Origin of the sequence: Nocardia sp. NPDC024068 (genome assembly GCF_040638875.1) — a bacterium.
In the GTDB taxonomy this organism is placed as follows: Bacteria; Actinomycetota; Actinomycetes; order Mycobacteriales; family Mycobacteriaceae; genus Nocardia.
In genome coordinates this window covers 88224-113464 of record NZ_JBEZYU010000005.1, presented here as the reverse complement: position 1 = coordinate 113464, position 25241 = coordinate 88224, and the positions used below count along the sequence as shown (strand labels likewise).

Annotated in this window: 13 protein-coding genes (1 of these 13 only partly in view); all 13 read right to left on the bottom strand. The window is 70.5% G+C overall.

Going from position 1 to position 25241, the window contains the following annotated elements:
* Window positions 1–7: 7 nt before the first annotated feature.
* Complete coding sequence (locus AB0F41_RS08540) at window positions 8–316, bottom strand: WXG100 family type VII secretion target (RefSeq protein ID WP_357422136.1); 309 nt, start codon at window positions 314–316, stop codon at window positions 8–10.
* Between the two features lie 84 nt (window positions 317–400).
* On the bottom strand, window positions 401–1192 hold the full coding sequence (locus AB0F41_RS08535) for an ESX secretion-associated protein EspG (RefSeq protein WP_357422135.1): 792 nt from the start codon (window positions 1190–1192) through the stop codon (window positions 401–403).
* The gene (locus AB0F41_RS08530) at window positions 1189–2193 is read right to left on the bottom strand and encodes a PPE domain-containing protein (RefSeq protein WP_357422134.1); all 1005 of its coding nucleotides are present in this window, start codon (window positions 2191–2193) and stop codon (window positions 1189–1191) included. The genes AB0F41_RS08535 and AB0F41_RS08530 overlap by 4 nt, the downstream gene beginning before the upstream one ends.
* A 42-nt stretch (window positions 2194–2235) precedes the next feature.
* Window positions 2236–2568 carry a PE family protein gene (locus AB0F41_RS08525; RefSeq protein ID WP_357422133.1) on the bottom strand — a complete coding sequence of 111 codons (333 nt, stop codon included), beginning with the start codon at window positions 2566–2568 and terminating at the stop codon, window positions 2236–2238.
* Window positions 2569–2603: 35 nt separating this feature from the next.
* Window positions 2604–4052 carry a hypothetical protein gene (locus AB0F41_RS08520; RefSeq protein ID WP_357422132.1) on the bottom strand — a complete coding sequence of 483 codons (1449 nt, stop codon included), beginning with the start codon at window positions 4050–4052 and terminating at the stop codon, window positions 2604–2606.
* A complete protein-coding gene (locus AB0F41_RS08515) occupies window positions 4049–4366 on the bottom strand; it encodes a type VII secretion target (protein ID WP_357422131.1) in 318 nt (105 codons plus the stop codon). Before AB0F41_RS08515 ends, AB0F41_RS08520 begins: the two co-directional genes overlap by 4 nt.
* Before the next feature lie 97 nt (window positions 4367–4463).
* Window positions 4464–4763 (bottom strand): YbaB/EbfC family nucleoid-associated protein, encoded by a 300-nt coding sequence (locus tag AB0F41_RS08510; RefSeq protein WP_357422130.1) that lies wholly within the window; start codon window positions 4761–4763, stop codon window positions 4464–4466.
* 24 nt (window positions 4764–4787) lie between these two features.
* The gene (locus AB0F41_RS08505; protein ID WP_357422129.1) at window positions 4788–5144 is read right to left on the bottom strand and encodes a hypothetical protein; all 357 of its coding nucleotides are present in this window, start codon (window positions 5142–5144) and stop codon (window positions 4788–4790) included.
* A 580-nt stretch (window positions 5145–5724) separates the two neighbouring features.
* Complete coding sequence (locus AB0F41_RS08500) at window positions 5725–6525, bottom strand: ESX secretion-associated protein EspG (protein WP_357422128.1); 801 nt, start codon at window positions 6523–6525, stop codon at window positions 5725–5727.
* The gene (locus AB0F41_RS08495) at window positions 6522–8309 is read right to left on the bottom strand and encodes a hypothetical protein (protein ID WP_357422127.1); all 1788 of its coding nucleotides are present in this window, start codon (window positions 8307–8309) and stop codon (window positions 6522–6524) included. The genes AB0F41_RS08500 and AB0F41_RS08495 overlap by 4 nt, the downstream gene beginning before the upstream one ends.
* Before the next feature lie 429 nt (window positions 8310–8738).
* Window positions 8739–10361 (bottom strand): hypothetical protein, encoded by a 1623-nt coding sequence (locus AB0F41_RS08490; RefSeq protein WP_357422126.1) that lies wholly within the window; start codon window positions 10359–10361, stop codon window positions 8739–8741.
* Window positions 10362–10430: 69 nt separating this feature from the next.
* Complete coding sequence (locus AB0F41_RS08485; RefSeq protein ID WP_357422125.1) at window positions 10431–10715, bottom strand: hypothetical protein; 285 nt, start codon at window positions 10713–10715, stop codon at window positions 10431–10433.
* A 55-nt stretch (window positions 10716–10770) separates the two neighbouring features.
* Window positions 10771–25241, bottom strand: the 3' portion of a protein-coding gene (locus AB0F41_RS08480) for a hypothetical protein (protein ID WP_357422124.1). The gene runs 13594 nt beyond the window's last position; 14471 of the gene's 28065 nt are visible here — the last part of the coding sequence; its start codon lies off the right edge, out of view; its stop codon occupies window positions 10771–10773.

Here is a 25241-nt window from a genome sequence, read left to right as displayed (position 1 = left end):
GGCCGGGTCAGAGGCTGGTGTAGCCGCCGCCGGGGATGAAGGCGTCCTCATCCATGCCCAGGATGGTCTGGGTGGCATCCTCGGTGGCCTTGGTCAGCTCGTCGAGCTTCTGGTTGAGCCGGTCCGACTCGTCGCTCCAGGCCTGGGAGGTGGTGACGAACGACGCGTTCGCGTCACCCTTCCAGCCCGCACGGGCCGCGTCGCCCGCCGAGTCCACGGACTTGACCGACATCCGCAGATTCTCGATGGCCTGGTACATCTCGCCGGTGGCCTTCTTGACCAGCTCGAGATCGAGATCAACACCCTGTGTCGCCATTACTGGGATCCTTTCGTGAGATTGTTGTGCACGAGATCTCGGGATCTCGCGCGAAGGAGATCGGTGGAGTAGTCACCACGGGAACTAAGAGGTCAGCCACCTCCCCCCGGGCAGGCCTTCGAGCAACGCGGCAACCGCCTGGGCGACCCGGTAGTCGCTGCCCGTTGTAACCGTGGACCAGATCTGTTGATCCGGCGAAACCGTGGGGGCGGCGACGAGCCGCCCGCGTTCGGTGTCGTACACCGCGACCGCCCCGGGGGCGCGGTTCGACTGCCCGTCTTCGTAGCCGTAGGCCACGATCTCGGTGAAGGAATGGCAGGAGCCGAACGCCGCGCCGAGGATCGTGGCGTCCCGGGCGGCGACGCCCGAGGCGTACATCGCGTCGACGTAGCCGCTGACGTCCTCGGCGTCGTCCAGTCGCTCGGCGAGCTCCGCGGCCGGCGCGCTGAATCCGGCGACCTCCGCGGGTGCGCACACCGGGAGGGCGCCCAGAATCGCGCGGGTCAGTTCCGCCGGCGACCCGTCACACGACCACAGCGCGATATCGAAATCGTCGCCGGTCCGCACGGCGGCGGCGTGCAGTTCGTTGCGGTAGCCCACGCACACCCGGACCGCGCCGTCGGGCGAGTAGTGGCGTGCCACCAGTTCCCGATCCGGTTGCGACAGCACGAAAAGCGCTGCGGCCAGTCCGCTCTCGACGTCGCCGTCCGTATCGAACACGCCGGTCGCGGTGAGGTCGGCGACCGCGCGATCCCGGGCCGCGATCCATTCGTCGTAGGAGTCCTGGCGCGGTCCCACGGACAACACCAGTGGCAAGGTCTGCACCCGGAGCCGTTCGGCGACGGCGAGCAGGGCGTCGTTCGTCAGCATCGTCATCCGCGATCACCCACCGGCGTTCCCCCGGTGCGCACACCGGGAGCAGTCTGGGCCGCTTCGACGCCGCCCAGGACCGCGGGAGCGGCCTGGATTTCGCCGGCGCCGGCGAACTGTTCGTCCTCGCCGGGCAGCGAGGCACGAGGAAAGCGGGACCCCTCCTGACCGCCGCCCCCACCGCCGTGTCCGCCCATCATGCCCGGGGCGATCGGCGCGCGAGAGCCGGCGCCGACATTGCCGGACGAGGTCGCGTTCGGCACGACTTCTTGCACCGCAGCGGTTTTGCCGAACGCGGGCGCGGTGTAGGCGGTCAGCGTCCGGGCCGCCGTCCCCGGGAGGGACAGCCCGCCCGGCATCGGCCCCATCCCGCCGACCGGCGCGGCGGCCGGCTTCGGCGGTTCGGTGGCGACCGCCGCCGAGTTCTCGGCGGCCAGGGCGGTTTCCGGCGCGATCATCGGAGGATGCGTCTGCTGCCACGCGAGGGCCAGCGGTTCGGTGGCCTTCTCGTAGTTCTCCATGACCCGGCTGGCCACCGCTTTGGCCATATCCGAATCCTTGTCCGCGTCGGCCGCGACGGCCTTGATCACCGCGCCCATCGACCCGCCGATCGATTCCAGCATCTCCTGTATCTGCTGGATCTGCTGGATATCGGTGATGGCGGGCATGGCCAGCCGGGCCACCTCGTAGGCGGCGACCTGCGCCTGGAACCGTGCCATGTTCGCCGCCGCCGCCCCGGTGGCCTCGATCAGCCAGTCCCGCAGGGTCGAAATCCGCTGCAGTACCTCGTTGCTACGGCCGGACCCCCAGGCACCGCGGACCTCGGCCACGGCTTTCTCGTATTCCACCACGGCCGCACCGAGGGAGGCGGCCACCCGCGCCCAGGCCGCGACGGCCTCGGCCATGGGGACCCCACCCGGGCCGGTGGTGAGCTCGCGGGCCAGCCGGTCGGCCGGGCGCGCGGGCCACACCACCCCGGTGAAGCCGGGCTGTGGTGGTTCGATCATCGCTGGGTGTCCCCCTCCGGTATTCGATGCCGTGGATGCCGGTCAGCCGGTCGGGCCGCCGAAGCCCACCGCGTTGTCGGATTCCATACCGCCGAACTGGTTCGTGCTGAGCCGCAGCGTGGCCGCCAGTTTGCGAATCTCGTGCACGCTGGCCTGGGCACTGGTCAGAAAGGAGCCGGCCACATCGTTCTGTGTCTGCGCGGCCCGGCCGGACACCTCGTCGATACCCGCCGGGAGCACCGTCAGTGCGTCCTGTGCCGCCGCCAGATCGGCGGCCAGCCGGTCTGCCAGCGTGTCCAGCCCGGACGACGCCTTTCCGGCCGCGTCCGGATCGAACCGGACGCCGTTGTATACCTGACCGATCTCGTTTTCCATGGGAACCCTCCTGTGCGCTGATCGCCGGCCTTCGCCTAGAGCGTGAGTTCTTTGTCCGGCGGAGGTTCGGAATCCGTATCCGCCGCCCCGACCACCGGCACCGCGATGCCGTCCATCCGCCCGACCACTTCGTCGCCGTATTCGGCCGAGACGGGGCCCCGGGCCGAGCCGTCGGTGATCGATTCGCCGTCGCGGGCCATTCCCGCGGCGCCCATTCCCGCACCCATCGGCATATAGCCGGGACTGTTGCTCGCCCCCGAACTGGCACCCGTCGAATTCGCGGCCGACGACATCCCCGCGACCGAGTTGGACGAATTGCCCAGTCCCCCGGGAGCGCCGACCGCACCGAGGGGTCCGGGGGCGCCGATCTTGGAACCGGGGAAGGCGTTGAGCGCGGCGGGTGCACCGCCCCCGACCAGACCGACCCCGGGCATACCGCCACCGAGACCGCCGCCCGCGGAGATGTCCTTCTTCTCGCCCGGTTCGCCCGGCACGCCGGAGCCGTTCTCGATACCGGCAGGTTTGGCGCCGTCCCTGGTGTGTTGCGCCGCAAACTGGCTCAGCGACTGCCCCGACTGGCCGACTGCCTGGCCGATCGACCCCGCGACCTGACCGACACTGCTGATCAGCGGGGTGACCATGCCCATGACCTGCATGAGCTGGTTGAGCTGTTCGCTGGGGTCCACGCCGGTCGGCGCGCTGGTCACCGGTACCTTCTGCCCGGCCTGCACCATCAGGCCGCTCTCCACGGCCAGCTCGCCCTTGGTCTTGGCGGTGACCGCCAGGCCCTCGGATCCCGCCTCCACCGCGAACGCCACCAGCAGCGCCTGCCCACCCGGCGTGGCGCAGTACAGCGGAGCGAGTCCGAGTTTGGCGGCGAAGGCACTGATCACCGCGGTCATCAACGCGGCGCCGGTCCCAACCGTCACGGCGCCCTCACCCAGGTGCTGCTTCTCCTGCAGGCTCTGCGCTTCCAGATTGCCCGCGTCCGCGGTGGCCTGCCCCGATTTGGTCGCGGCCTCCATCGCCCCCATGCCCTGCCACAGCTGCATCACGGTCTGCAATGCCTGGGGCGCGACCTGCAACACCGACTGCATCACGGTGCCGACCTGAGACAGCATCTGCATCGGATCGATCGGCGGTGCCGCGGGGGCCGCCGCCGGATCGCCCGCGGCCGCCGGAGCCGGAAGCGCCGGCGGCGCGAACTGTCCGGTGCCGAACGCCGAAGCCAGATCGGTGAGCGGACGCATCAGCGCGCTCAGGTCGATCGTCGGCAGCGGCGGCATGCCCGGCAGCTGACCGAACGCCGGGAATTCCGGCAGACCCGGTAATCCCAGGTTGGCGAGGATATCGTTCACCGGCATATCCAGCATCGGCGCCAGCGCACTACCTCGCAGCAGGTCCAGGACGGTCGGATCCAGCGGGTCGGCACCAGGTGGCGGCGGCTGCTCGCCCGGTGACGGGGAAGCTGGTGCCGTGCTCATGGCAGCCGGTTCACCGTGCCGATGTTCATCCCGTTGAGCGCATCCGTACCCGCATAGCTTGCCGCCGCCTGGTAAGCGGTCAACGCGGTGCCGGCGTGCACCCCCGCGAGCTGGGCGACCGACGCGAGGTGATTGGCCTGCGCGTAGGCGAACGCGAGAAGTAACTCTTGACCGATCAATCCGAAGACCGGCGCGGCCGCCGCGACAGTGGCGACCTGATCGATTTCGGCGGCGGCCGCCACGCCCGTGGCCATCGCCGCGGACGCGTTACCGTAACCGACAATCGCTTCCGGAACTGCGTGAACGTGATTCATTTGGTGTCCAATCCCGAAACATCCCACAATGTTTCGTCAACAACGGTACCCAGCTGATACCAACGGCCGCGATCGCGACGCGGTGAACAGTCGGTGACTACCTCGTGCTTTCCGAATTGAAGGCGGTGACCAGATCCGCCCGCTGCGAGATGGCCTGGTACGCGGCCGCATGCGCGGTCTCGACCAGCACCTTCTCGAATTCCGCCGGTTTGAGTTTGTTGATCGCGGCCGTGAAACTCAGCCCGGTAAGCGCCGCGTTTCCGTCCACCTGCACGGTGACGGCACCATCGGGAGACGTCTCTGTCACCGCGATCCCGACCATCGATTCGTGCAGGTCGGTGAGCCGGTACACCTGCTCCTGCACCCGGGCCATGAGCTCGTCCATCGTCTCGACCATGACAGCCTCGTTTCCTCCCCGCACCTATACCGAGCGCAGCCAGCTCGGGGGTTCGGTGTCGTAGTCCTGCTCCTCGACGATCTCCTGCCGCGCGACCTCCACCTCGGTCGGCAGACCGGCCATACGCAGCATGTCTTCGGTGAACCCGGCCTCTTCCAGCTGTTTACGCCGGGCGAGCCCCGCGCGCGCCGCCGACTGCTTGCACAGCCGCAGGATCTCCCCGGCCAGGGCGTCCGGATCGCGCTGTAGTTGATCCGGTTCCACCGAAATCGCCACCGGCACACCTCCTTCCGAGGTGCGTACCCGGATGGAGCCGGTCAGCGAGTGAGCGGTGAACTCCGTGGGGAACTCATCGTCACCGGGCGCAGCGGGCGTGTTCATCGTCTTCCTCCTGGATTCCATCGCGGTGACGGGAAGAATTTCCGCGCCATGAGGTCCACCCTCGGCCGGTCCGGCACCGGCAGTACCGCGTGGCTCAGTATCATTCGCGCAGGTGAACCCCAGGTAATCGGCGGGTGTTCGTCCTGCGGGCCGTCCGTGGATGCACCGTGATCGCCGCCGCCCCTGACGCCTTCCCAAAACTGGGGATGACCAGCGCACGCTGCCCCGGCACGGAGATATACGCTGTGTCGGTCCAATCCCGGGACTCCCACCCCCGGACTCCACAAACGAATAGTGAAGCGAACGGGCCGAACCCTGTTCACAGTTCTCGCATGCCCCCGGTCCGGGCGCATGCGCAATGCGCTTCGGCGCGTCGACGACAACCCCCATACCCCCGAACCTCCTGATCGTCGGCGATTCACGCAGCGGCGGTGCTGCGTTCGTATCTACCTCGACCGAGTTTTCTTGCCCGGCTGCCCTTCTGTTAACAGTGTGCCAGCGTTCGGTCGGCTCGGCACCTGTCCTCGCGATCCACCACGGTGGTCATCTCCGCGTGCAGCGCCGGGCCGCGGGCACGGCGTCAGCCGCGCTGCCTCTCCTCCTTGATCGCCCGGACCACCTGCGCGACTTTCGCATTGATCAGCGTGGTCAGCACTTTCGCGTCCGCCGGCACCGCGACCGGAGGTTCGTTGTCGCGAATGACGTATCGACCGTCGTCCACCACATCACGCCAATCCAACCGGAACCGGGTGATCCCGCGCGGACCGTATATCGACGTACCCTGCTCGATCTGGACGGCGCCCACGCAGGAAGCCGGGGCCGCGAGAAAGGCCGCGCCCCGCTGTTGCGGTGTCAGGGTGAAGGTGTCCCGGACATTCGGTCCGCCGGAGGGGCGATCCTGCCCGGCCGGGCCGCCGACGGCGGGCAGCACGATCTCGGCCTGTTTGCCCATTTCTCCCTCCGGCATCAGCGCCGTCATCTCGTCGGCCAGTCGCACAGCGTCGCACTGACGGACGGTGAACCCCTTGCTGTACCAGAAGTTCTCACCGGGAACCGTCTGCACGATGTATCCCCGCGTTCCTCGGCGCGCGCCCATCATCCGGATCAGACTCTCGGGTTCTTCGGGTTTACGGTGATCGCTGCCGTGGACCGAGATCCGGATATCCGGTGCGATCAGCGCGGCCAGCACCTGATCGAAGGAGGTACCCAACCGCTCGCGTAGTTCGGAGCGGGTGCGTATGACGTCCGCCTCCCAACGGTCGGCGTCCCGCGTGCGTGCCGTGAACCGCAGCGGGAAGGGCAGCCGTCCACCGGTCCGGTCCGACCACAGCACGTGGAATTCCACATCGGTGAAGCTCCATTGCCGGCGCGCGGAAGTCACTGATCCACCACCGGCTTCGCGACGATGGAGGGCTCTCCGATTCCCTCCTCGAGCCATTCGGTGGAATCGAGGTAGTCGGCGCGCTTGTGGTCCTTCTGCTGGCCGCCCTGAGCGCCGCCGCCGGCGCCGCCGCCACCCATCGGCATACCGCCCATCGGCATACCCTGCCCCGCGGGGGCCGCGGATACCCCCGTCAACTGCCCGGTCGAGGTCGCGAGCGAGGCCCGGGGGAACAGCTTGGCCGCCTTCTCCACATTCGGCACAGGAGGGGATTTCGCGCCGCCGGGCGCGCCACCACCCCCGGCACCCGCACCGCTGCTGCCGCCCAGGCCGGAAGGCAATTTACCGGCCTTCTGCAGCGCGGACTGATAGTTCTTCACGGCATCCTGCAGTGCCGGCATACCGGGCAGCCCGGTGATCCCGGCCTGCTGCAACGCCTGCTGCGCCGCCTGGGACAGCTGCTGACCCATCTGACCCAGTTGCTGCAGTCCTTGCTGGGCGGCCTGAAGCAACGGCTGAGCTCCCGGTTGCTGTTCGAGCGCCTGCTGCTGTTGCTGGAGGGCGGCCTGCTGCTGTTGCGCCTGGGTCTCCAGTTCCTGTTGCGCGGCCATGAGTTCCGCGCGCTGCTCTTCGATACCCTGCAACGCGGCCTGCTGTTGCTCCAGGCCGGCGGGCGTGCTGCCGCCACCACCGCCCCCGCCACCACCGCCGCCGTTTCCCCCGCCGTTGTTACCGCCGTTGTTGTTCTCGTCGTTCGGCTGTGCCGGTGTTTCGCCGGGGGGCAGGAATTTCGGTAGCACGCCCGCAGTGAGTTCGACTCCGGGCTTGTACCACGCGTTGTAGTGGGCTTCCGCTTCGGCCTCGTACCGGGCGATGCTGTTCTCGCCCTCCTCCGAGATCGCGGTCGCGTACAGCTTGGAGGGCATTCCCACCGCGGTGCCCATGATCCACTGCGCCATATGCATCAGGTTCTCGGCCATCTGCCCCATTCCGGTGACGAGACCCTCACCGGCGGAGATATACCTGTTGACCGCGTCCCGGGCGCCCCCGGCCCCGGTACCCTCCCATCGACCCGATTCGAACAGTCCGCGCATTCCTTCACCGAAATTGGTGATTCCGGTATCCATCTGCACCTGGGTCCGGTACCAGTAGGTCGCCTTGTCCTCGACCTGCGAAGGTTTGCCGGAGAGGTCGATTCCCAGGTAGTAGAAATCCGGATACGCCAGACCTTCGGCCGGCGGTACCGACGCCGAGAACGCGAGCGCACCCGGACTTCCTTTGAGCCCGGACAGACCGGCCGGAAGAGTGTACGTATTACCCTCTTCACTGAAGTTCCCCAGATCGGGCCGCTTGGTGTAGGTGTCGTCGACGAATCCGTCGGTGGAGTCGTAGTGACCGAAGGCGTCCTCGACCAGTCCACCCGCCGAACTCGCCCGGACCCGTCGCTGGAATTCACCCGCCGCGTCCTGATCCGTCTCCTGATACAGCTTGCCGGCCAGGACGAAGGCTTCACCGAGGGCCGTGATGTGCTCGCGATGCTTGGGCATCACGTCGTCGGCGAAATCCCCGGCCACTTCGTCGAGCTTGGTACGCAGACGCTGGGCGCCGTCGAAATCACCGAACTCCGGGACCGGTTTCGTGAAACCCGCGATCTCCTTGACGACGTTGAGGATGCTCATGAGGTCCGCGCACAGATCCGCGGCCTCACCCGCTATCCCTTCGGCGAAAACGAATCCGCCGCTCGCCGCCTGCCCTCTGAGGGCGCCCCACGGATCGTCGGCCATACCTCACACTCCCGCCAAATCGATGGTTCGCGTGCCGAGCGTCTCCAGCGGTGGGAGGCCCTCTTCGAGAAGTGCAGGGGTCCGGCGGATTACGATTCGATCGTCCGATCCCGGGACTCCCACCCCCGGACCACACAACCGAACAGATGACCGGATTCCCGCCCGATCCGTCGGATACGCGTTCGCCCTGCGGCGACCGCCTATCACCGTACGACTCGGCGAGAAGTGACCCATACGCTCACGACCCTCCTCCTCGCCGATGGCACGAGTCCCAACGAATTTCTCAGCCGGGACTTACACAGCCCCCACCGCCGGCTGAACGCGAACCGAATCCTTCTCATATAGAAGGTACCAGCGGGTGAACGGGCACCGGTCCCACTCGGCCCTGCACTGGTACCCGTTCCGCTCGGCACCGAAGGCGCTGTCCGGCTAGACCATCGCCCGGTTGCGGGTGCGGAACCGGCGCTCGAATTCCGGGATGTACCGGGACGGGGCCACCGAGGACGACGACCGTTCCAGGACCCCGTCGTCGGCCAGATAGAAAATGGCACGGCCGACCGCGATCTCACCCGGCTCCACCGGCACGTAGACCATCCAGCCCGCGCTCACCCGTTCCGCGCGCAACTGCTCGACGGGGTAGCCCGACAGATCCTCACCGCCGGCGGTGAGATACCCGGCCACCCGATCGACGGCCGCCTGCGCCGGCAGCGGTTCGGGCGCGGTGACACCGCCCATCACGAGTTGATGGGCGGCGGTATCGAGTTCGGAATCGCCGGCCGCCGGGAACGCGGCCGCCAGCGCGGCGCGGGTAACCGCTCCGGTCTCGGCCGCGGACACCAGCGCCTCGACCGCCGCGCGCTGTTCATCGTCCGGATCCGGATCGACCAGGCCGCCGACGATCCGCACCACGGTCTCGCGATCCCAGATACCGGGGACGGCGGTGACGATCTCGGATATGGGCGGGGATTCGCCCCGGTACCACCGTGCGCCGTCCCACCAGTAGCAGAAGGTGAGCTGCCCGGTACCGATCCGGTGGTTGAGAACCGGACCCGCGACCCATTCCGGTGCTCCCCGGAACAGTTCCGGCAGCGCGGCCTCCCGGTTGTAGGCGGCATCCAGTTCCGGCGCGTTCCACACCCCGCCGGACAGCACTGCCCGGCCGCCCGGCAGCGAGTAGAGCGTGCACCCGCTGCGCCCGGCGCCCTCGAACCACCGCACGGCCGGGGTCAGGCGCGGCCCCCATTCGGATCCGGCCGCGACGAACGCGGCGCTCAGCACCGCCCAGCGCGCCGCCGTCACCGGTAGCGACGGCAGTCCCTCGACCGTCGAGGCCGCGATACCGGCCGCTCGTTCCGCCCGCGAACGGGCCGCGGCGACCGCCGGGGGACGCTGCTGACGATCACCGTGACGGACGTAGGCGGCCAGCCATACGGGCAGGGTGCTGCGGGGAAAGGCCTCCAGGTCGGCGCGGTAGATCTCGGGCGCGAACAGCTGGTCCTCGGGAAAAGGTTCGTCCCCGTAGTCGTAGTCGACCTCGATCTGCCCCTCGCTGGTCAAACTGAGCAGCAGCCGCCACCACGGCCCGTCCCCGAGCCGCGCGGACAGCTGCCGATGCTCCCGGACCATCGCCAGCACCTGCGGTGTCGGATTCCAGCGGACGGCGCGCTGCTCGGCGTCGGAATAGAGCGCGAAGCCGACATCGGCGGCCACCGTGGACGCGAAAACAGCGTCCACGCGCTGCCATCCCTCGGGAGCCACGGCCCCCAGCTCCCGGGCCACCTGATGCATGAGAGCACGGGCGCGCTCCGCGATATCCAGCTCCTGATCCGGCGGGGACAGCGTGAAGCCCACATCCGGGTCGTCCTCGGAAGAGGAGACCTCGGAAGTCGTAGGCCCGGACGTGGTGGACTCGGAATCGGTGGACTCGGACCTGAGCGGATCCGCGGCCTGGGCGGTCACACGGTCGGCAGCCGGGTCCACGGGGCCGTTCGCCCGATCCGGCGGCGTGGGTTCCGCCGGCGCCGCACCGGGCGCCTCGTCTGATCTGGTCACTGCGGGAACACTCTCCTCATGCCGGTCCCGGCGCCCCGCCGAACCGGGTCACGCACTTTCCTGCGGCGGTCATCGGTCGCCGTGCGAGCGGCGGATCTCCTCGAACTGCCGGGCGAGCTCTTCCCGCTGCCTGCGGGCATTGGATCCATCGAGCTGGCCGGTGAACGCCGTATGCGCCGCCGCCACCAGCTCATCGGTGACCTCCGGATATGCCCGCGCGATCGCCCACAGCGCGTCCTCGGTAGTCATATCGAGGCCGGTCTCGGTCCGCAGACCACCCCCGTTACGGACCGATTCGAGCATTTCGGCGAAGTTCTCCCGCAGCTCGTCGTCGGTCGGATGTCCAATACGCATGACTACTCCTCATTGATCTTTCCGCGCGCCCTCGCGCCGGTGCGCGCTCACCCGGTCACTCCGCGAATACCTGCGCGCGCCGGTCCGGATCGGCGAGCACATCCCGCAGGTACGCGCCGAAGTCGAGCTCCTCCGGAAGTGAACGATAGGTCAGCTCACCCAGCCGGTGCCCGCCCTGGACCAGAGCGAAACGGGTGGTCCGATAGGCGACGGTGTCCAACTCGACGATAACCGGCTGCTCGAGGTCGATCGTCTGGACGCCGATCCGCAGACTCAGACGACCGTTACGGCGGTACAGCACCGCGGGCACGCCCGCGATCTCACCGTAGAGGCCACCGACCCGGCCCGGGTTGGCCGGCGCGGCCTGCAGCGCACCGGTATCCGGGTTGAACTCCGACGGCACACCGAACCCGGCGAAGGGACGCACCACCAGGGTCGTCCCGGCGCCGTCCTCGCCTTCACCATGCGGAACGGCGGCACCGCCGGCCGGCGGCGCACCACCGTACGGGCGCCGGCGATCCGGCGAACCACCCGGCGGCATACCGCCGATGGGTGGCGGCATCATCGGCGGTGGCATACCCGGAGGAATCGCACCGCCAGGTGGACTCTGTCCGCCGGGGCCGCCCGGGCCGGATGGGTTCTGTCCGCCGGGACCGGGTCGGCCGGGGACGCCCGGATCGCTGCCCGGCGGGCCGCCCGGAAAATCCGGGGGCGCCGTGGGCACCGGCGGTCCGGGCCGGTCCGGGGCGCTGGGGTACGGATCCAGCGGGGGCTCCGGGTTCGGATACCCCGCTGGGGGCGGACCCGGTACCTGCGGTGGTCCGGGGATATCGGGAAATCCGGGGTCCGGGAAGCCGGGGAATTGCGGCGGCGGGGGCCACGGCGATCCCGGCGGTGGGCCGGGCACGGGGGGCCACCCGGGCGGGGCCGGCACATCAGGAGGTACCGGCCAGCCGGGCGGGGCCGGTGGGCCGGGTGGCACCGGGGGCGCGGGCGGAACCGGCGGCTCCGGGGGAAACGGAGGTGCCGGAGGTAACGGGGGCACCGGCGGAAACGGAGGTACCGGCGGCACCGGCGGCACCGGGGGAAACGGAGGTGCCGGAGGTAACGGGGGCACCGGCGGAAACGGAGGTACCGGCGGCACCGGCGGCTCCGGAGGCACCGGCGGTTCCGGTGGATTCGGCGGCACCGGCGGTTCCGGAGGTTCCGGAGGTTCCGGCGGATTCGGCGGATTCGGCGGATTCGGCGGCACCGGCGGCACCGGCGGATTCGGAGGTTCCGGCGGTACCGGTGGATTCGGAGGCACGGGCGGGTTCGGAGGCTCGGGGAGATCGGGCAGCGGGGCCGGCCACGGCTCGCGGTTGTTCTCGAAATGCGGCGGGAACTCCGGCGTCCACTCATGGGGTCGATGCGGGATATGTGACCGCAGAGTCGAGCCGCGGGGCATCACCATACGCCGGGCGGCCGCCGGGTCGCCGCCCGCCGGAGGCGCGGGGTGGCCGTCGGCGCCCCGGCTCGCGCCCGGACCGCGTCCGGAGTCACCGCGGCCGTTTCGTCCGCGGGGGGCGTCGGGTCCGCCGCCGTGTCCGGCGCCGCCACCGTCCGGAGTATCACCGGACGGCCCCCCGGGTCCACGGTCCGGGTCTCCGCCGGAAGACTCTGCGGGATCGGTGTTCGGGGCTTCTCCGGTCGGCCGGGCGGGTTCACCTTCCGCAGGTCCACCCTCCGCAGGTCCGCCTTCCGCAGATTCGCCCTCTGCCCGTGGGCCTTCCGCCGGTCCGACTTCCAGGGGCCCGCCCTCCACGGGTTGGTTGTGCGCGGGATTCGACTCCCGGCGCCGGCCCCCGGACTCCTCGGGCCTGGAGTGATTGCGCCCGTCCAGGTCCTCCTCCGGGCCCCGGCCGGCACGCGCCGCGTCGGGATCCTGTCGGCCGTGCTCGCCGGGTGGGAGGACGCGTTCTCCTCGGGCTGCCTGTTCGAGTTCGGCCTCGATCCGGTCCAGTTCGGCCTCGGCATCGATCACCCGGCGCGCGGCGCTCTCGAATTCCGCGATCCGCCGCAGTCGGGACTGCTGTTCATCGACCCGCATCGTTCGGCCCCGCAACTCCTCGAGCCGCCGGTCCAGTGCTTCGTGCGAGGCCAGGTCCTCCGGGCCCACGGGTAGATCCCGATGCGGCGGGGGCAGTACCGCCCGCGCGCGCTCGACCTCCGCGGCGGCCCGATCGCGCTCCGGCTCCCGTTCATCCCGCAGCCGGTCGGCGTCGAGGTGCGCGGCGTGGTCGGTGAGTTCGGCCAGCCTGGCGATATCGCGGGCCCGCTGCTGGACCTCGTCGCGCAATTCGGCCTGCACCTGGGCCAGTTCGGCCGGAGTCAGGCGTTCGTGCCGGTCCAGCCGGCCGTCCCGGTATTTCTCGTAGACCTCGTTCCAGCGCTGCAATTCCGCGCGCACCCGGGCCGGCTCGGGATCGTCGTCGCCGATCTCGCCGCGGCGATGCCGGTCCAGGACGTCGTCCCAGCGGGCGAGGTCGGCGGGCGGTACGTCGACGCCCACCGTGCGCGCGAAATCGTGGCCGATACCGAGTTCGGTGGCGGGCAGCAGATCGGATTCTGCTTCCAGCAGACCCATCCGATGCGGGGCGTCGGCGAGATGGCGTAGGTCCTCGATCAAACCGACCAGGTGCCGGACCGCCTTCTCGTGTACCGGGATCTCCGCGCTACCCACCCGCGGATCCACGGCCCGGTCGCCGTGGGTCGCAGGGTCGAAGATATCGACCCGCCCGAGGGCGGTCAGGAATTCCGTCAGGGCGGCGGCGAGGTCCGCCCGGGCATGCGGCCGGTGCACCAGGGAACGTACGGCCTCGTCGATTCCCGCGGCATCGGTCACCCGGACGGCCTCGTCGAGTGCGTCGAGGCGGCGGCGCAGCCGTACCGTGGCGGCATCCACCGCGGCACGGTCCAGCGCCGCCAGTTCCTTCGCGTAGGAGAGCATCCCGTCGATCTGCTGGATCCGCCGCGCGCCGGGGGTCGCGGGGTCGGCCAGGATACGTGCCGCGTCGGCGGGCGTGAGCGGGACGGTATCGGCGGGGTCGAGCCGATGCGCCAGGATCTCCCTCGCCCGGGTGACCGCGTGATAGGTGTCGATATCCCAGGCGGTACGGGCATGGTCCATGATCGCTTCGAGTTGGGCGGCCCGGATCTCGTTCTGGTCGCGCAGCGTCGACAGTTCTTCGGCGAGGCGGTGCGGGTCGGCCAGATCCTCGTCGGCGATACCGAGACGTTCCCGCAGTTCGCCGATCGCGGCGTCGATCTCGGCGCGCGTCATCTGTTCGGGACGCGGACCCGCTTCGGATTCGACAGGATCGTCCGGCACCACGCGCCAGCCGTCGCTGTCGTCGATCAGGGTCATATCGACGTGCCGCCCGTCGACCTCGGCGTCGATATGCCGCACTCGCGGGGTGCCCGCGTCGGCGAGGGTGATCCGCTCCGGTCCGTACCCGCCCTCGGGCAGCGGCCGTCCCGGTCGCACCTGGGTGAGCTTGTACCGCACCTCCAGGGTGCCGTCGTTCACGGCGGCGGCGAGATCCGGGAAGCGGGCGAGCGCATCGGCCAGTATCCGGTCGTGTTCCAGATGGCCGTCGAGCACCACCAGGCGCATCGGCCCGCCGGGGCGGTCGGCGGGCAGCAGGCCGATACCCGCCGGGTCGCCGAACATCACCCCGTCCTGACCGAAAACCCATTCCTGGGCGGCCATATCGCCGATGAGACCGGCGAGTTCATCGACCTCGGCGTCGCGGCGCAGGAATTCGCCGGCCTGCCGGCCGAAATCCTCGACGCGCTGGGCGGCTTCCTGGATCCGGAACAGCTGGTCGGCGAGGGTGTCGGCGAGCTGGTCCGCGTCCAGGGCGTTCAGATCGATATCGCCGAGAATCTGGGCCCATACCGAGCGTTCGTCGCGAATCTGGTCGCGGCGCAGGGCCCGCTCCAGGTAGACGCGGCGGCCATCGTCGCGGCCCGGCTGGTCGCTGTCGTAGAGATCGCCCCATTCACGGTTGGGCTCACCACCGTTGTTGACGCCCTCCCAGCCGAGCAGGTCGGCCGGGCCGGGCCAGGACCGCCGCAGTGCTTCGGGCAGCCACTCCGGCGCCCGGTGCGGCGCACGATAGGTGTCCACCACCTCGCGCAGGAACCTGGCCAGCGGGTTGGTGTCGAAGTAGGTCGCCTGATCGCCGTACGGGATATCGGCGTGTTCGGCGTTGTACCGGCGGGCGGCGTCGGCGAGACCGGTGAGGGCGCCGATTCGCCGGGCCTGCTGGTATTCGATCAGCTCGCGCACCCGCCGGACGTTCTCGGGCGTCGGGTCGCCCAGATCGATTCCGAACGCGCGCGCCGCCACGGCCAGTGCCGCCGCTTGTTCGTCACGCAGTGCGGCGGCGGCCGCCAATTCATCGACCCACCCCGATATTTCACCCGCGCTCCGGGGAACCAACTCACCGGCCGGTTCGGCCGGCGGGAGAGCGGCGGTGGGGTCGCGTGTCTCCGGCGCCTGCGGCAGCGCCGGATCCTGCTGTCGCGCCTGTTCCTTCAGGTCGTCCAGTTCGACGCCCAGTTCCCGGCGCACCAGATCGGGGTCGGCTTCGTCGAGCCAATACCGGTACTCGTTACCGGCCTCGTCCAGCAGCGGCACGGTATCGGTACTCGGGTCGGCCACCCGGGCGGTGAATCGCCGCAGGAAGGGCAGTAGCTCGCGTTTCTTCCACAGGGTGACGCCCTCTTTGAGGATGCGCGCGGGGTTGAATTTGGTCTGCAGCACCTCGTATTCGTCGCCCGGGACACCGGGAGTCGGATCCTCGGTTTTGCGCAGCGGCAATCCGGCCTCGTCGCCGAGCAGCGACTGTCCGGCGCTGTCGATACCGGAGCCGGACGGGTATTTCGGTGTATCGCCGGTATATCCGGTATCACGCAGCCATTCCCAGATCCGGCGCAGCAGCGGTGTGCGGCGGGCGGGGGCGGCGGGCTCATCGGGAACGGCGGGCGGATCCGCGCGTTCGGCTTCTTCTACTCGCCAGCCTTCGCCGTCGTCGGCGACCAGCCGCACCGGCACCCGCTGGCCCTCGACCAGCGCGTTGTAACGGCGGGTCTCTCCCGGACTCACCGCCCGGGAATCCGGCTGCTGCCGGGCTGTCACCGCGCCGTCGGCGAGCGCGGCCAGTTCATCGGCTGCGCGCACGACTCCGGCGCGCTCCCGGTTCAGCGCCGCCGCCGGATCGCCCTCGAATATCCGCGGATCGATGCCCAGCAGTCGCGCCCACCCCTCTCGCGAGCGCCGCTGGGCAGCGCGATCTACCGGGTCGGTCGCGGCTTCCCACCGCCCATGGGCAGCGGCCAGCGCCTCCACCATGGCGGCACGCAGGAGGATGCGGTAGCGGTGGTCGGAGATCGTATTGCCGAGGTTGTCCGGGCCGAGCGCGGCGTCATCGGCCCCGAACCGGCGGGCCAGCCGGTCGCGGGTCTCCCCCACGGTTTCCACCCGCGGCGCGGGGTCCCCAGGGGTCGCCTCATGTCCGTGATCGGGGACCGCGGCGCCGTCGGGTCGTACGAGAGCGCCCTCCGGCCCACCGGGATCCGCCGCGCCATCGGCCCGGCCGCCGTCGGGCTGCGCGGACGGCAGTTCCGCGGTCGCCTGCGCCGGGGGCAGCTGCGGATCTTCCACCGGCAACCCCGCACGGAGCAGCTCCTCCCGCATCGCCGCCGCGAGTTCCGGATCGGCTTCGTGTCGCCAGTACTGCTCGTCGCCGTAGCGTTCCGGCGCGGACAGCGCGGCGAAATCGTCCGGGTACCGCATCCGCGACCCGTTGTCGATGTCGATATCGTCGAGGAAACCGCGGGCCCGGGCGATTTCGGCGAGCTCGGCCAGGGCGGCGAGCGGGTCGCGCAGCTCACCGAAAACATCCGCGAGCCCGAGGTGCCCGGCCAGTCGGCGGGCGTGCTCCGCGAGGTCCCCGGTCAGCGGATCGGCGGCGCGCTGCGCAGGCCAGTCCGCCATGTCGCGGAGGAACGCGACCAGGTCATCCAGCGGGTCATGATGGGCCGGTGCGCGGGAATCGCCTTCGGACGGCACCCCCGGACCACCGGGATCATCTGGCCCGCCCGGGCCGCCGGGGGGCGGCGGTCCGTTGCCCTGCGGGGGTTCCGGATCCCCCTCGGCGGGTGCCGGCGGCCGGGACGGAGGCTTCCCGCCACCCGGGCCCCCGACTGCCGGGCCATCGGGGTCGCCGGGATCTTGACCGTCGGAGTCGCCGGGATCCCGACCGTTGGCGTTGTCGGGGCCGGATCCGTCGGGCGGGGTGACGTCGCCCGCCCGGGGCTGCTCCCCGACCGGCAACTCCGGCGTGTCACCAGGCTGCTCGCCGACCGGCAACTCCAGTGTGTCCCCGTGTTGCTCGCCGGGCGGTAGTGGTTCCAGGTTGTCACCCGACTGCACTTCGGCAGGCAACTCCACGGTGTCGCCGGCCCGCGGATCCGCGGTCTCCGGGAGCTCCCCCGGCTCACGGCGCTCCGGCCGCTGGTGCTCCGGGTCGGGCTCCAGCGGTGGCAGCGCGTAGCGACGTCCCGCCCGCCAGTCGGTGAGCGGCGGGCGTTGCGCATCCCAGTGGTATCCCTGGCCGATCGCGTGGGTGTTCGCGGCCTGCCAGGTGGCGTCCGGGTGGTCGGCCAGGTACTGCGCCTCGGCCAGCGCGTCCTGCAGGAGCACCAGATCCGCGGGCAGCGGTTTCCCGGCGCGCAACCGGTTCCAGGCTTCGGCGATATCGGCGAGGCGGTCCATCGGCCGCCGGACCATTTCGCCACCGGGATCGCCGGCATCGCGCACCCAGTGTTCGTCCACCATCAGGTGGTTCTTGATCTGCTCGAGCTCGGCAGTGGTGAAACGCGGTACGCCGTCGCGCATCCGGCCGACCAGCTGTTCGGCGATCTCGTCCGGATCGACGGCCCGCACGATCTCGTCCGGATCGGCGCCCGGCACGATTTCGGCCGGGTCGACCACGCCCAGCAGCATCTCCCGGACCTGCTCGACGGTGTTGCGCACCAGCTCCGGGTCGTCGTCGGCGAACCGATCTCCGGCCTCGTCGGCCACCCGGTCGATCGCGGCCTCGATCGCGGCGAGCTGTGCCGGCACATCACCGAGCGGGTCGATACCGCCGAGTTCCTCGACCAGGCGCGTGCGCACCAGGTCGACGAATTCCCGGGCCGCCGCCCGCTGCTGATCCTCCCGGAACCTTTCGAGTCCCTCGGCGATCCGATCCAGATCGGTGTCGTCCCCGAGGAACCGGTCGTATTCCCGGTCGGCCCACCGCTGCACTTCGGCCCATTGCCCGGCCTCCCGTTCCCACTCCTGGCGCAGCCCGGCCGGGATTTCGTTCATCGCGACGGGCGGAACGTGATCGCTCACCTGCCAACGGCGGTGCATGGGTTGCACATCGGTGTCCGGGGGCGCGAACCATTCGTACCCGCGGAAGACCGTCCCGAACGGCGGCAGCTTCTGCAGCCACGGTCGCGCCTCCACCCAGCGCCCGATCTCCGGATGCCGCTGGATCCATGCCTTCACGGCCGGATGTTTGGGCACCTGTGCGGCCATGAGCAGCAACCGCATCACGTTGTAGGCATCGGCGCCCCAGTGCTGGCTGTACAGATCCTTCGGGTCGACGCCCGAGGAGTTGTACTGGGTCGGCGCCATGGGTGCGTTCACCGGCAACGTGCTCTCCGGGACCTTCCCGGCCGGCACGTTCTCGGTGGGCAGGACGATATCGTTGACGACATCCTCGCTGGCCCACCCGCTCACGCCGTCGGGCAGGTCCTTCCGACTGAACTTCTTCCGGAACTCGTCCTCCGGCTCCGGGTCGTCGCGGCGGGTCTGCCATCCCGGGCGGGTGGGGTCGACCGGATGCCACCCGCCGGCGTCGTCGCGCCAGCGCGTCATATCGAGGCGGCGGCCGGCTACCCAGCTGGTGCTCATCCGCTCGACCTCCGGCGGGTCCATCTCCTCGACCCGCCAGTTGTCCTCCCGGCCGGCGAGCACCCGCCGGTACTCGACGGTGGTCTCGGGGCGCACCATGGCCTGTGCGGCGGCGAGGCTTTCGCGGAGCGCGTGGTCGAGTGCGGCGTCGTGATCGGCTCGCGGGTTCTCCGGATCCGGGCGCGGACCGAACACGATGATCCGGGGCTCGTCACCCTCCACGACACCGACTCGATCGGTGACCATCCGGCCGCCTTCGGCCTCCACGAGACCCCGCCAGACACCGGCCACCCGGGCCATTTCGTCCTGTAGCCGGCCGATCCGATGATGGGCCTCGTTCACGTCCTGGGCCGCGTCGGCCAAGGCGTCGATCCGCAGCAGCCGCCGCTGGTACTGCGAGGGCCGCAGGTTGCCCGCGCGGAAATCCTGGAACGCGCGCTCGCGCAGGTCCCGCAGCGCCGCGTCCAGTTCCCCGGGCCCCAGCAACGCGTCCGGGTCGTCGTTGTCGTCCACCCGCCCGAGCCGGCGGGCCAGATCGTCGCGCATGGCCCGGCGTGGTTTGATCCGCTGGAGTTCGGCCGCTCGTTCGCGCGCGAGCCGCTCCAGTTCGGCGGTCACTTCGGCGGGGCGGGGCCGGTCGAGGAACTTCTGATCCTTTTCCATTCCCGCGATCCGGCGGTCCAGTTCCCGCAGGCGGGAGCCGAGTTCGTCGAACTCCGCGGTCTGGGCGATCAGTTTGCGGATCAGCTCCCGGCGATGCTGCCGTTCCTGTTCGCCGACCGGGTTGCGGACGCGCGACGGCACCTCATCGATCCCGGCACCGACCTCGACCGAGTCGTAGCCGGCCTCCTGGTCGAGGCGCAGAATGATCTGCTCCCGCGCATCCGGCCCGAGATCGGCCCAGCCGGCCGGGTCCGGCAGGCGAAGATTACGGGCCCGGTCGGTGATCTTGGCCCGCAAGAATTCCCGTTCCCGGGTGACGCCCTGCCGCTCCCCGGCGAGCCGGTCGTATTCGATCCGGCCGGTGATCCGGCGTACCTCCTCCTGAGCGTGCAGGAGGCGGGGCGCGAGGTCACCGATCCGGTCGACCAGCCCGCGGTCCGCGGTATCCAGGTCGCGGGCGCGCAGATCGCGCAGGGTCTCCGCGATCCGGTCGTCGGCGAATGCGCCGTCGTCCACCCGTGTGCGCAGCGCAGCGGCGAGTTCGTCGATCCGGGCCCGCAGTTCATCGCATCGCGCGACCGCGTCGACCAGAGCATCGGCGAGCAGTTCGTGCGGCCGGGAACCGCGCTCGTTCTCCTCACCCTCAACCGGCGGCTGCTCACCCTCAACCGGCGGCTGCTCACCCTCAACCGGCGGCTGCTCACCCTCAACCGGCGGCTGCTCACCCTCGAGCTCGGGCTTACCGCCCTTGTCTTCGGGTTCGGGCCCTTCGGGTGCGGGATCGGCGACCGGGTCGCTCGTATCGCCCGCTTCGGCCGGCTCCGATTTCGGACTGCCCTCGGGGCCGGAATCCGGCTTCGGGCCGGCGGGCCGGGGCCCGGAATCGGAGTCCGGGCCCGAATCGCCGGGCGGGGGGCCGGGCGGGTTGTCGTCGCCGCCGGGACCGCCCAGCATCTCCTGCCACCAGCGGGCCCGGTCCGCGGCCATCCGCGCGACCCATTCGGCCAGTTCGGCGCGCTGGCCGGCGAGCCAGTTGTCCGGTTCCATATCGGCCAGGAACCGCGCGCTGCCGGCGTCCATCCGCGCTCTCCACGCGGCCCGATCCACCTGGGTGAGCCGGAGCCGGTCGAGGCGTTCGCGGGCGTAACCGAGTTGCCGCTCCGCCTGTTCGGCGCGGAACCGCAGTAATTCGTCGCCGGGCCGGTCGGTCGCTTGACGGCGCGCCCACGCCAATTCGTCACGCGCGGCGTCGACGGCGATCTCGGCCCGGCGCAGCTCGATCCAGTCCATGAGTTCCGCATGCGAATCCGGCAGCGCGGGATCGGTATCGCCGGGGTCGTCCGGTGAGGCCGGTGGCGGGCCGGGCGGTTTTCCGCTGCCGTCTCCGCTGTCGCCGGTCTCCGGGCCCGGATCCCCGGGTGACGTCCCTTGTTCGGCGGGTGCGGCGGGGGCCTCTCGCCCGTCACCGGTATCCCCGTCACCCGGCGCGAGTGGCGGTCCGAGCGGAGACTCTGCGCCGTCTCCGGGTCCGGTATGCGGCGGCCCCCCGGGCGCCGCCGGATCCCCGGCTCCGTTCTCCAGCTGCCCGTTCTCGGCGGGCGGAACGCCGGGCCGCCCGGCGCGCGCGAATTCGTCGAACAGCCGCGCGAGGGATTTGATCCGCTCCGCCCGGTCGCGAACCTCTCGGCGCAGCCGGTCGAGTTCGGCGGCGAGTTCCCGGGGATTCAGTCCTTCGTGATTCTCGATTCGGCCGTCGCGATAGGCCTCGTAGATCTTGACGAAGGTCGCGTCGTCGGCATCGGTGAGGTCGACACCGACCAGTCGCGCCCAGTCCCGGTTCGCGGTGGGCCGCCGGCCCGGGTCGTCGTCGGGAATCCGATGGCTGTCTGGTCGCGCGGCGGCGTCGGCGACCGCCCGCGCGAAATCGTCGGCGCCGAAGGTCCGGACGGCTTCGGCGATCAGGTCACGCAACCCGCGCATCGCCTCGCGGTCGTGCATGGGGAACCGCCCGTCGGCGACACGCGGGTCGGCGGCGCGGTCACCGCGGGGGACGTCGGCGAAGGGGTCGATATCGAACAAGGCTTGCGCGAATTCGCCGAGAGCTTCGCGCACCAGGTCGCCCCGGCCGTCGCGTTCGAGCCGCCGGATCACCTGGAACAGCTTCTTCGGATCCAGCCCGCCGGGATCCACCGCGAACACCCGGCGACCGTTCGGCCCGTCGACGTATCCGGGCGGCAGCAGGGCCGCGATCCGGCGATGGACCCCGGCCCGCTCGGCGGCCCGCCGACTGGACATCTTCTGCCCCAGCTCTTCGGAGACCAATCGCCGGGCCAGCCGGTCACGTGCCGCGTCGACCGCGGCCGCGTCGATCTCGCGGAGCCGTTTCGCGTAATCGGCGAGATCGGCGAAGCGCTGAGCACGCAGCGCGCGGCGCCGCGCGCGGTCGGCCAGGCCATCCGCGAGGGTTTTCGGCGTCAGCGCACGTTCCGGGGCGTCCGGGTCCGGTGCGAGGTCGAGACCCAAGCGCGTCGCGAGATGGCTGCGCGCATCGGTGAGTTCGTTGAAGAGCTCGATATCGGTGGCCGAGCGGATGAAATCGGCGAGTGCCTCCAGCTGCACCGCCCGGACCGCGTTGTCCAGCAGCAGATCGGCGACGACCCGGTGGACGTTCTCGGGCACTACGTCGCCGGGGCCGAAGCCGAGTTCGCGCAGCACATCGACGATATCGGCGGCCACCTGCGGCAGCGGCCGCGGCGGCGGATCGCCGAGCGCGGCCCGATGGTCCTCCGGCGAGCCGATGACCTGCCGCCACGAACCGTTCTCGTCGCGGACCAGCAGCACCTCGAGTTCGCGGCCGAGGATCGTTTCCCGCAGATACCGCATCGGGGGAATCGGCGCGGGATCGAGAACGGTATCGCCGGTCCAGTCCTGCCGGGCGGTCCGGTAGTCGAGAACCAGTTCCCCGGTGTCGAGCCGGCGCTGCAGTGCGCGATCGGCGGCGAGGGCGTCGGCCAGGACCTGATCGCGATAGCGCGGTCCGTCCACCACGACCAGCCGGTCCGGTTGCCCGTCCCCACCCGGTACCCGCACGATCTGCCGGCCCAGCAGATCGCCCACCGGATCACCGAGTTCCGGGTCGGGCAGGGTGCGCCTGGCCAGATCGACGAATTCGGCGACCCGCCGCGATCGGGCCACATTCTCGGCCCGCAACCGGTCGAGCAGGCTCTCCGGGTCGTTCAGCAGATCCTCGAGCGACAGGTCCCGCATGGCGGCCCAGCTCGCCAGCTCGTCCCGGATCTGATCGCGCCGCAGCGCGTTCTCGAAGAAGCGGCGCAGCCCCTGGTCCCGGCCCAGTTCGTAGCCGTCGCCCCACATCGGGACCTGATCCGCGCCGTTCTCCACCGGCAGCAGGCCGAGCAGGCCCGGCTCGTGACCGAAGGCGGCGAGTATCTCGAGCAGGAACCGGCCCATCGGGTTCTGGTCGATGAAGCTGACCTCGTCGAGGAACGGAACCGGCCGTCCGGCCGGGTCGGGGTCGGCGAACCGGCCGGGGCGCGGCCGCGGGCCGGTGTCGTCGAGATCATCGTCGAAGAAGTCGGGATCTCCGGGCTCTTCCTCGGAAGGGCGCCGCGGTCCCGCCACCTCGTCCGGTGCACCCGAGTGCGGCAGTCCCCGTTCGGTATCGGCCGCCGGCGGTGCGTCCAGCGTGGTGTACGGAAGGTGCTGTTCGATGAGGTACCGCCGGACCGCACCGGCCAGACCCTCGATGGCGCCGGTGGCGCGAGCCACCCGGTACTGCTGTTCGTCGATGACCCGGGCCAGCGTTTCCGGGCTGTCGTCAGGCAGCTCGATATCGAGTAGCCGCCGGGCCGCGTCCAGCAGACTCTCACCGTCGACCGGCGGGCCGACCGGCAGCTCCGCGCCCCGCAGATCCCGCTCCTCGGCCAGCGCGTCGGTCAGCGCCTCGGCTTCGTCGTCGGAGATCACGCCACGATCGCGCAGTTCGCCGAGAATCCGCTGCTGCTGCCCGGGCTCGGCGTCGAGGCGGCCGGCCACCGTCAGCAGATCCCGCAGGGCCGCCGCGGGGGTGATCCGCCGCGAATCCAGATCGGCGAGCAGCTGGTCGCGGGCGGCGCCGAGCGTGCCGTCGGTGAGCCACGGCTGGTATTCCGCGCCGTCGCCCGGGTGCAGCGGGAGGAATTCGCCGGCGGTATCGCGCATCCGCGCCGACAGCCGGCCGAAGAGCGGGATGTGTTCGCGATTGCTGATCCACACCGGCATCTGCTGGGCGATCCGCAGCAGCGTGGGATCGGGCGGACCGGATTCCGGGGCGGGACCGATCACCGGTTGGTCCGGGTCCGGCGGCGGGGTGGCCGGCGGCTGCGGCGGAGCCGGGTTCACCACATCCGGGATACCGGCGACTCCGTCGGCGATCGCCGCCTGCCCGCGGCTGTCCCAGCCGGACCCGGACGGGTACTTGACCTGCACCTCCCGGTACGGCCACATCCGCCGGATCGCCTCCAGCTCCCGGCGCAGCGCGGCCAGTCGCTCCGGGTTCGCGGAGGGCAGTTCACCCCGCGGTACCAGCTGCCAGCGGTCCGGGCCGTCGGGCACCAGGTCGAACGCGATGCGCTCGCCGTCGATATCGATCTCCAGCGGCGGGATGATCGCATCGGGGTCGATCGGCCCGTCCCGGTCGCCCGGGTCCTGGTTCCCGGACTTCTCGCCGTCCGGATCGGACGGGGGCGCCGCGGAATCCGGCGGCCCGGCCGGGGGTTTCTTCGCGCCGCCGGCCGCACTCGCGTCGGGTCCGTCGCGGGCCGGGTCCTCGTCACCGGGCCTGCGTCCGGCGTCCATGGCATTGCGGGTTCCGTCGGGGGCGGGGCCGGCGGGGCGGGTCGCCTCGTCGGCGTGCCGGATGAGCAGCTCGTACAGCTCCCGGATCGGAGCGATGGCCGCACGGTCGCGCGACGCCCGATCGGCACCGCCCATGACGTATTCGGCGAACGCCTCGGGCACCGCCTCGTGACCGCGCAACATGCCTTCGTCGTCGAGGCTGTAGCCGCTGAGCTGCCGCAACCATTCCCCGAAATTGCCGTCGGGAACCTCGCCGGCGCGCAACAGCAGATGCCGTTCCGCGGTTCTGCTCGCCCGCAACCCGCCCGCGTAGTCGAGGGCGTGACCGTATTCGTGTACGGCCATCGCGTACACCGGCCGCCGCAGCATGGTCGGGGAGAACTGGTGGTTGTCCACCCCCTGGCGAACCTGTCCGACGAAGTCGCCGGCACCGGTCGCGTGCCGGTAGTTGAGAGTGATGTCCTCGGTGTAGATGGTGCCGGTGTCGCGGTCCAGGGCGGGACCGGCGTCGGCGAGCACACCCTCGCGCCGGTTCCCGATACCGATCGCGCGGATATCGGCCTGCGGGAAGTCGCGGTACATATCGGTGATCGCCCGGGCGTATTCGCGCACCACGTCGGGGTTCAGATCGGGGAGATCGAACCCGAACACCCGGAATTCGGGGTTCCCGGTCACTTCCCGCATCTGGTCGCGCAGCTTCTCCCCGACCTCTTCCGGGCTCAGATCCGACCATTCGTCGGTATCCGGTGCGCCGAGCAGTTCGGTATCGGAGAGCTCCGGTCCACGGTCTTGCGGACCGTCGCCGCCGTCGTCCGGCACCGGATCGTCCACCGCCATCCGGCCCCTGTCCCCGGGATCGGGGCCCTGTCCGTCCGGCGGGGTTCTGTCGCCGGGATCGTCGCGCATATCGTCCGTGCGCAGCGTTTCCTCCGGCCGGGTGCCGTAGTCCGGAACGTCTTGCGGCCCGGTGTCGTCCACGACCGGCCCGTTCTCGG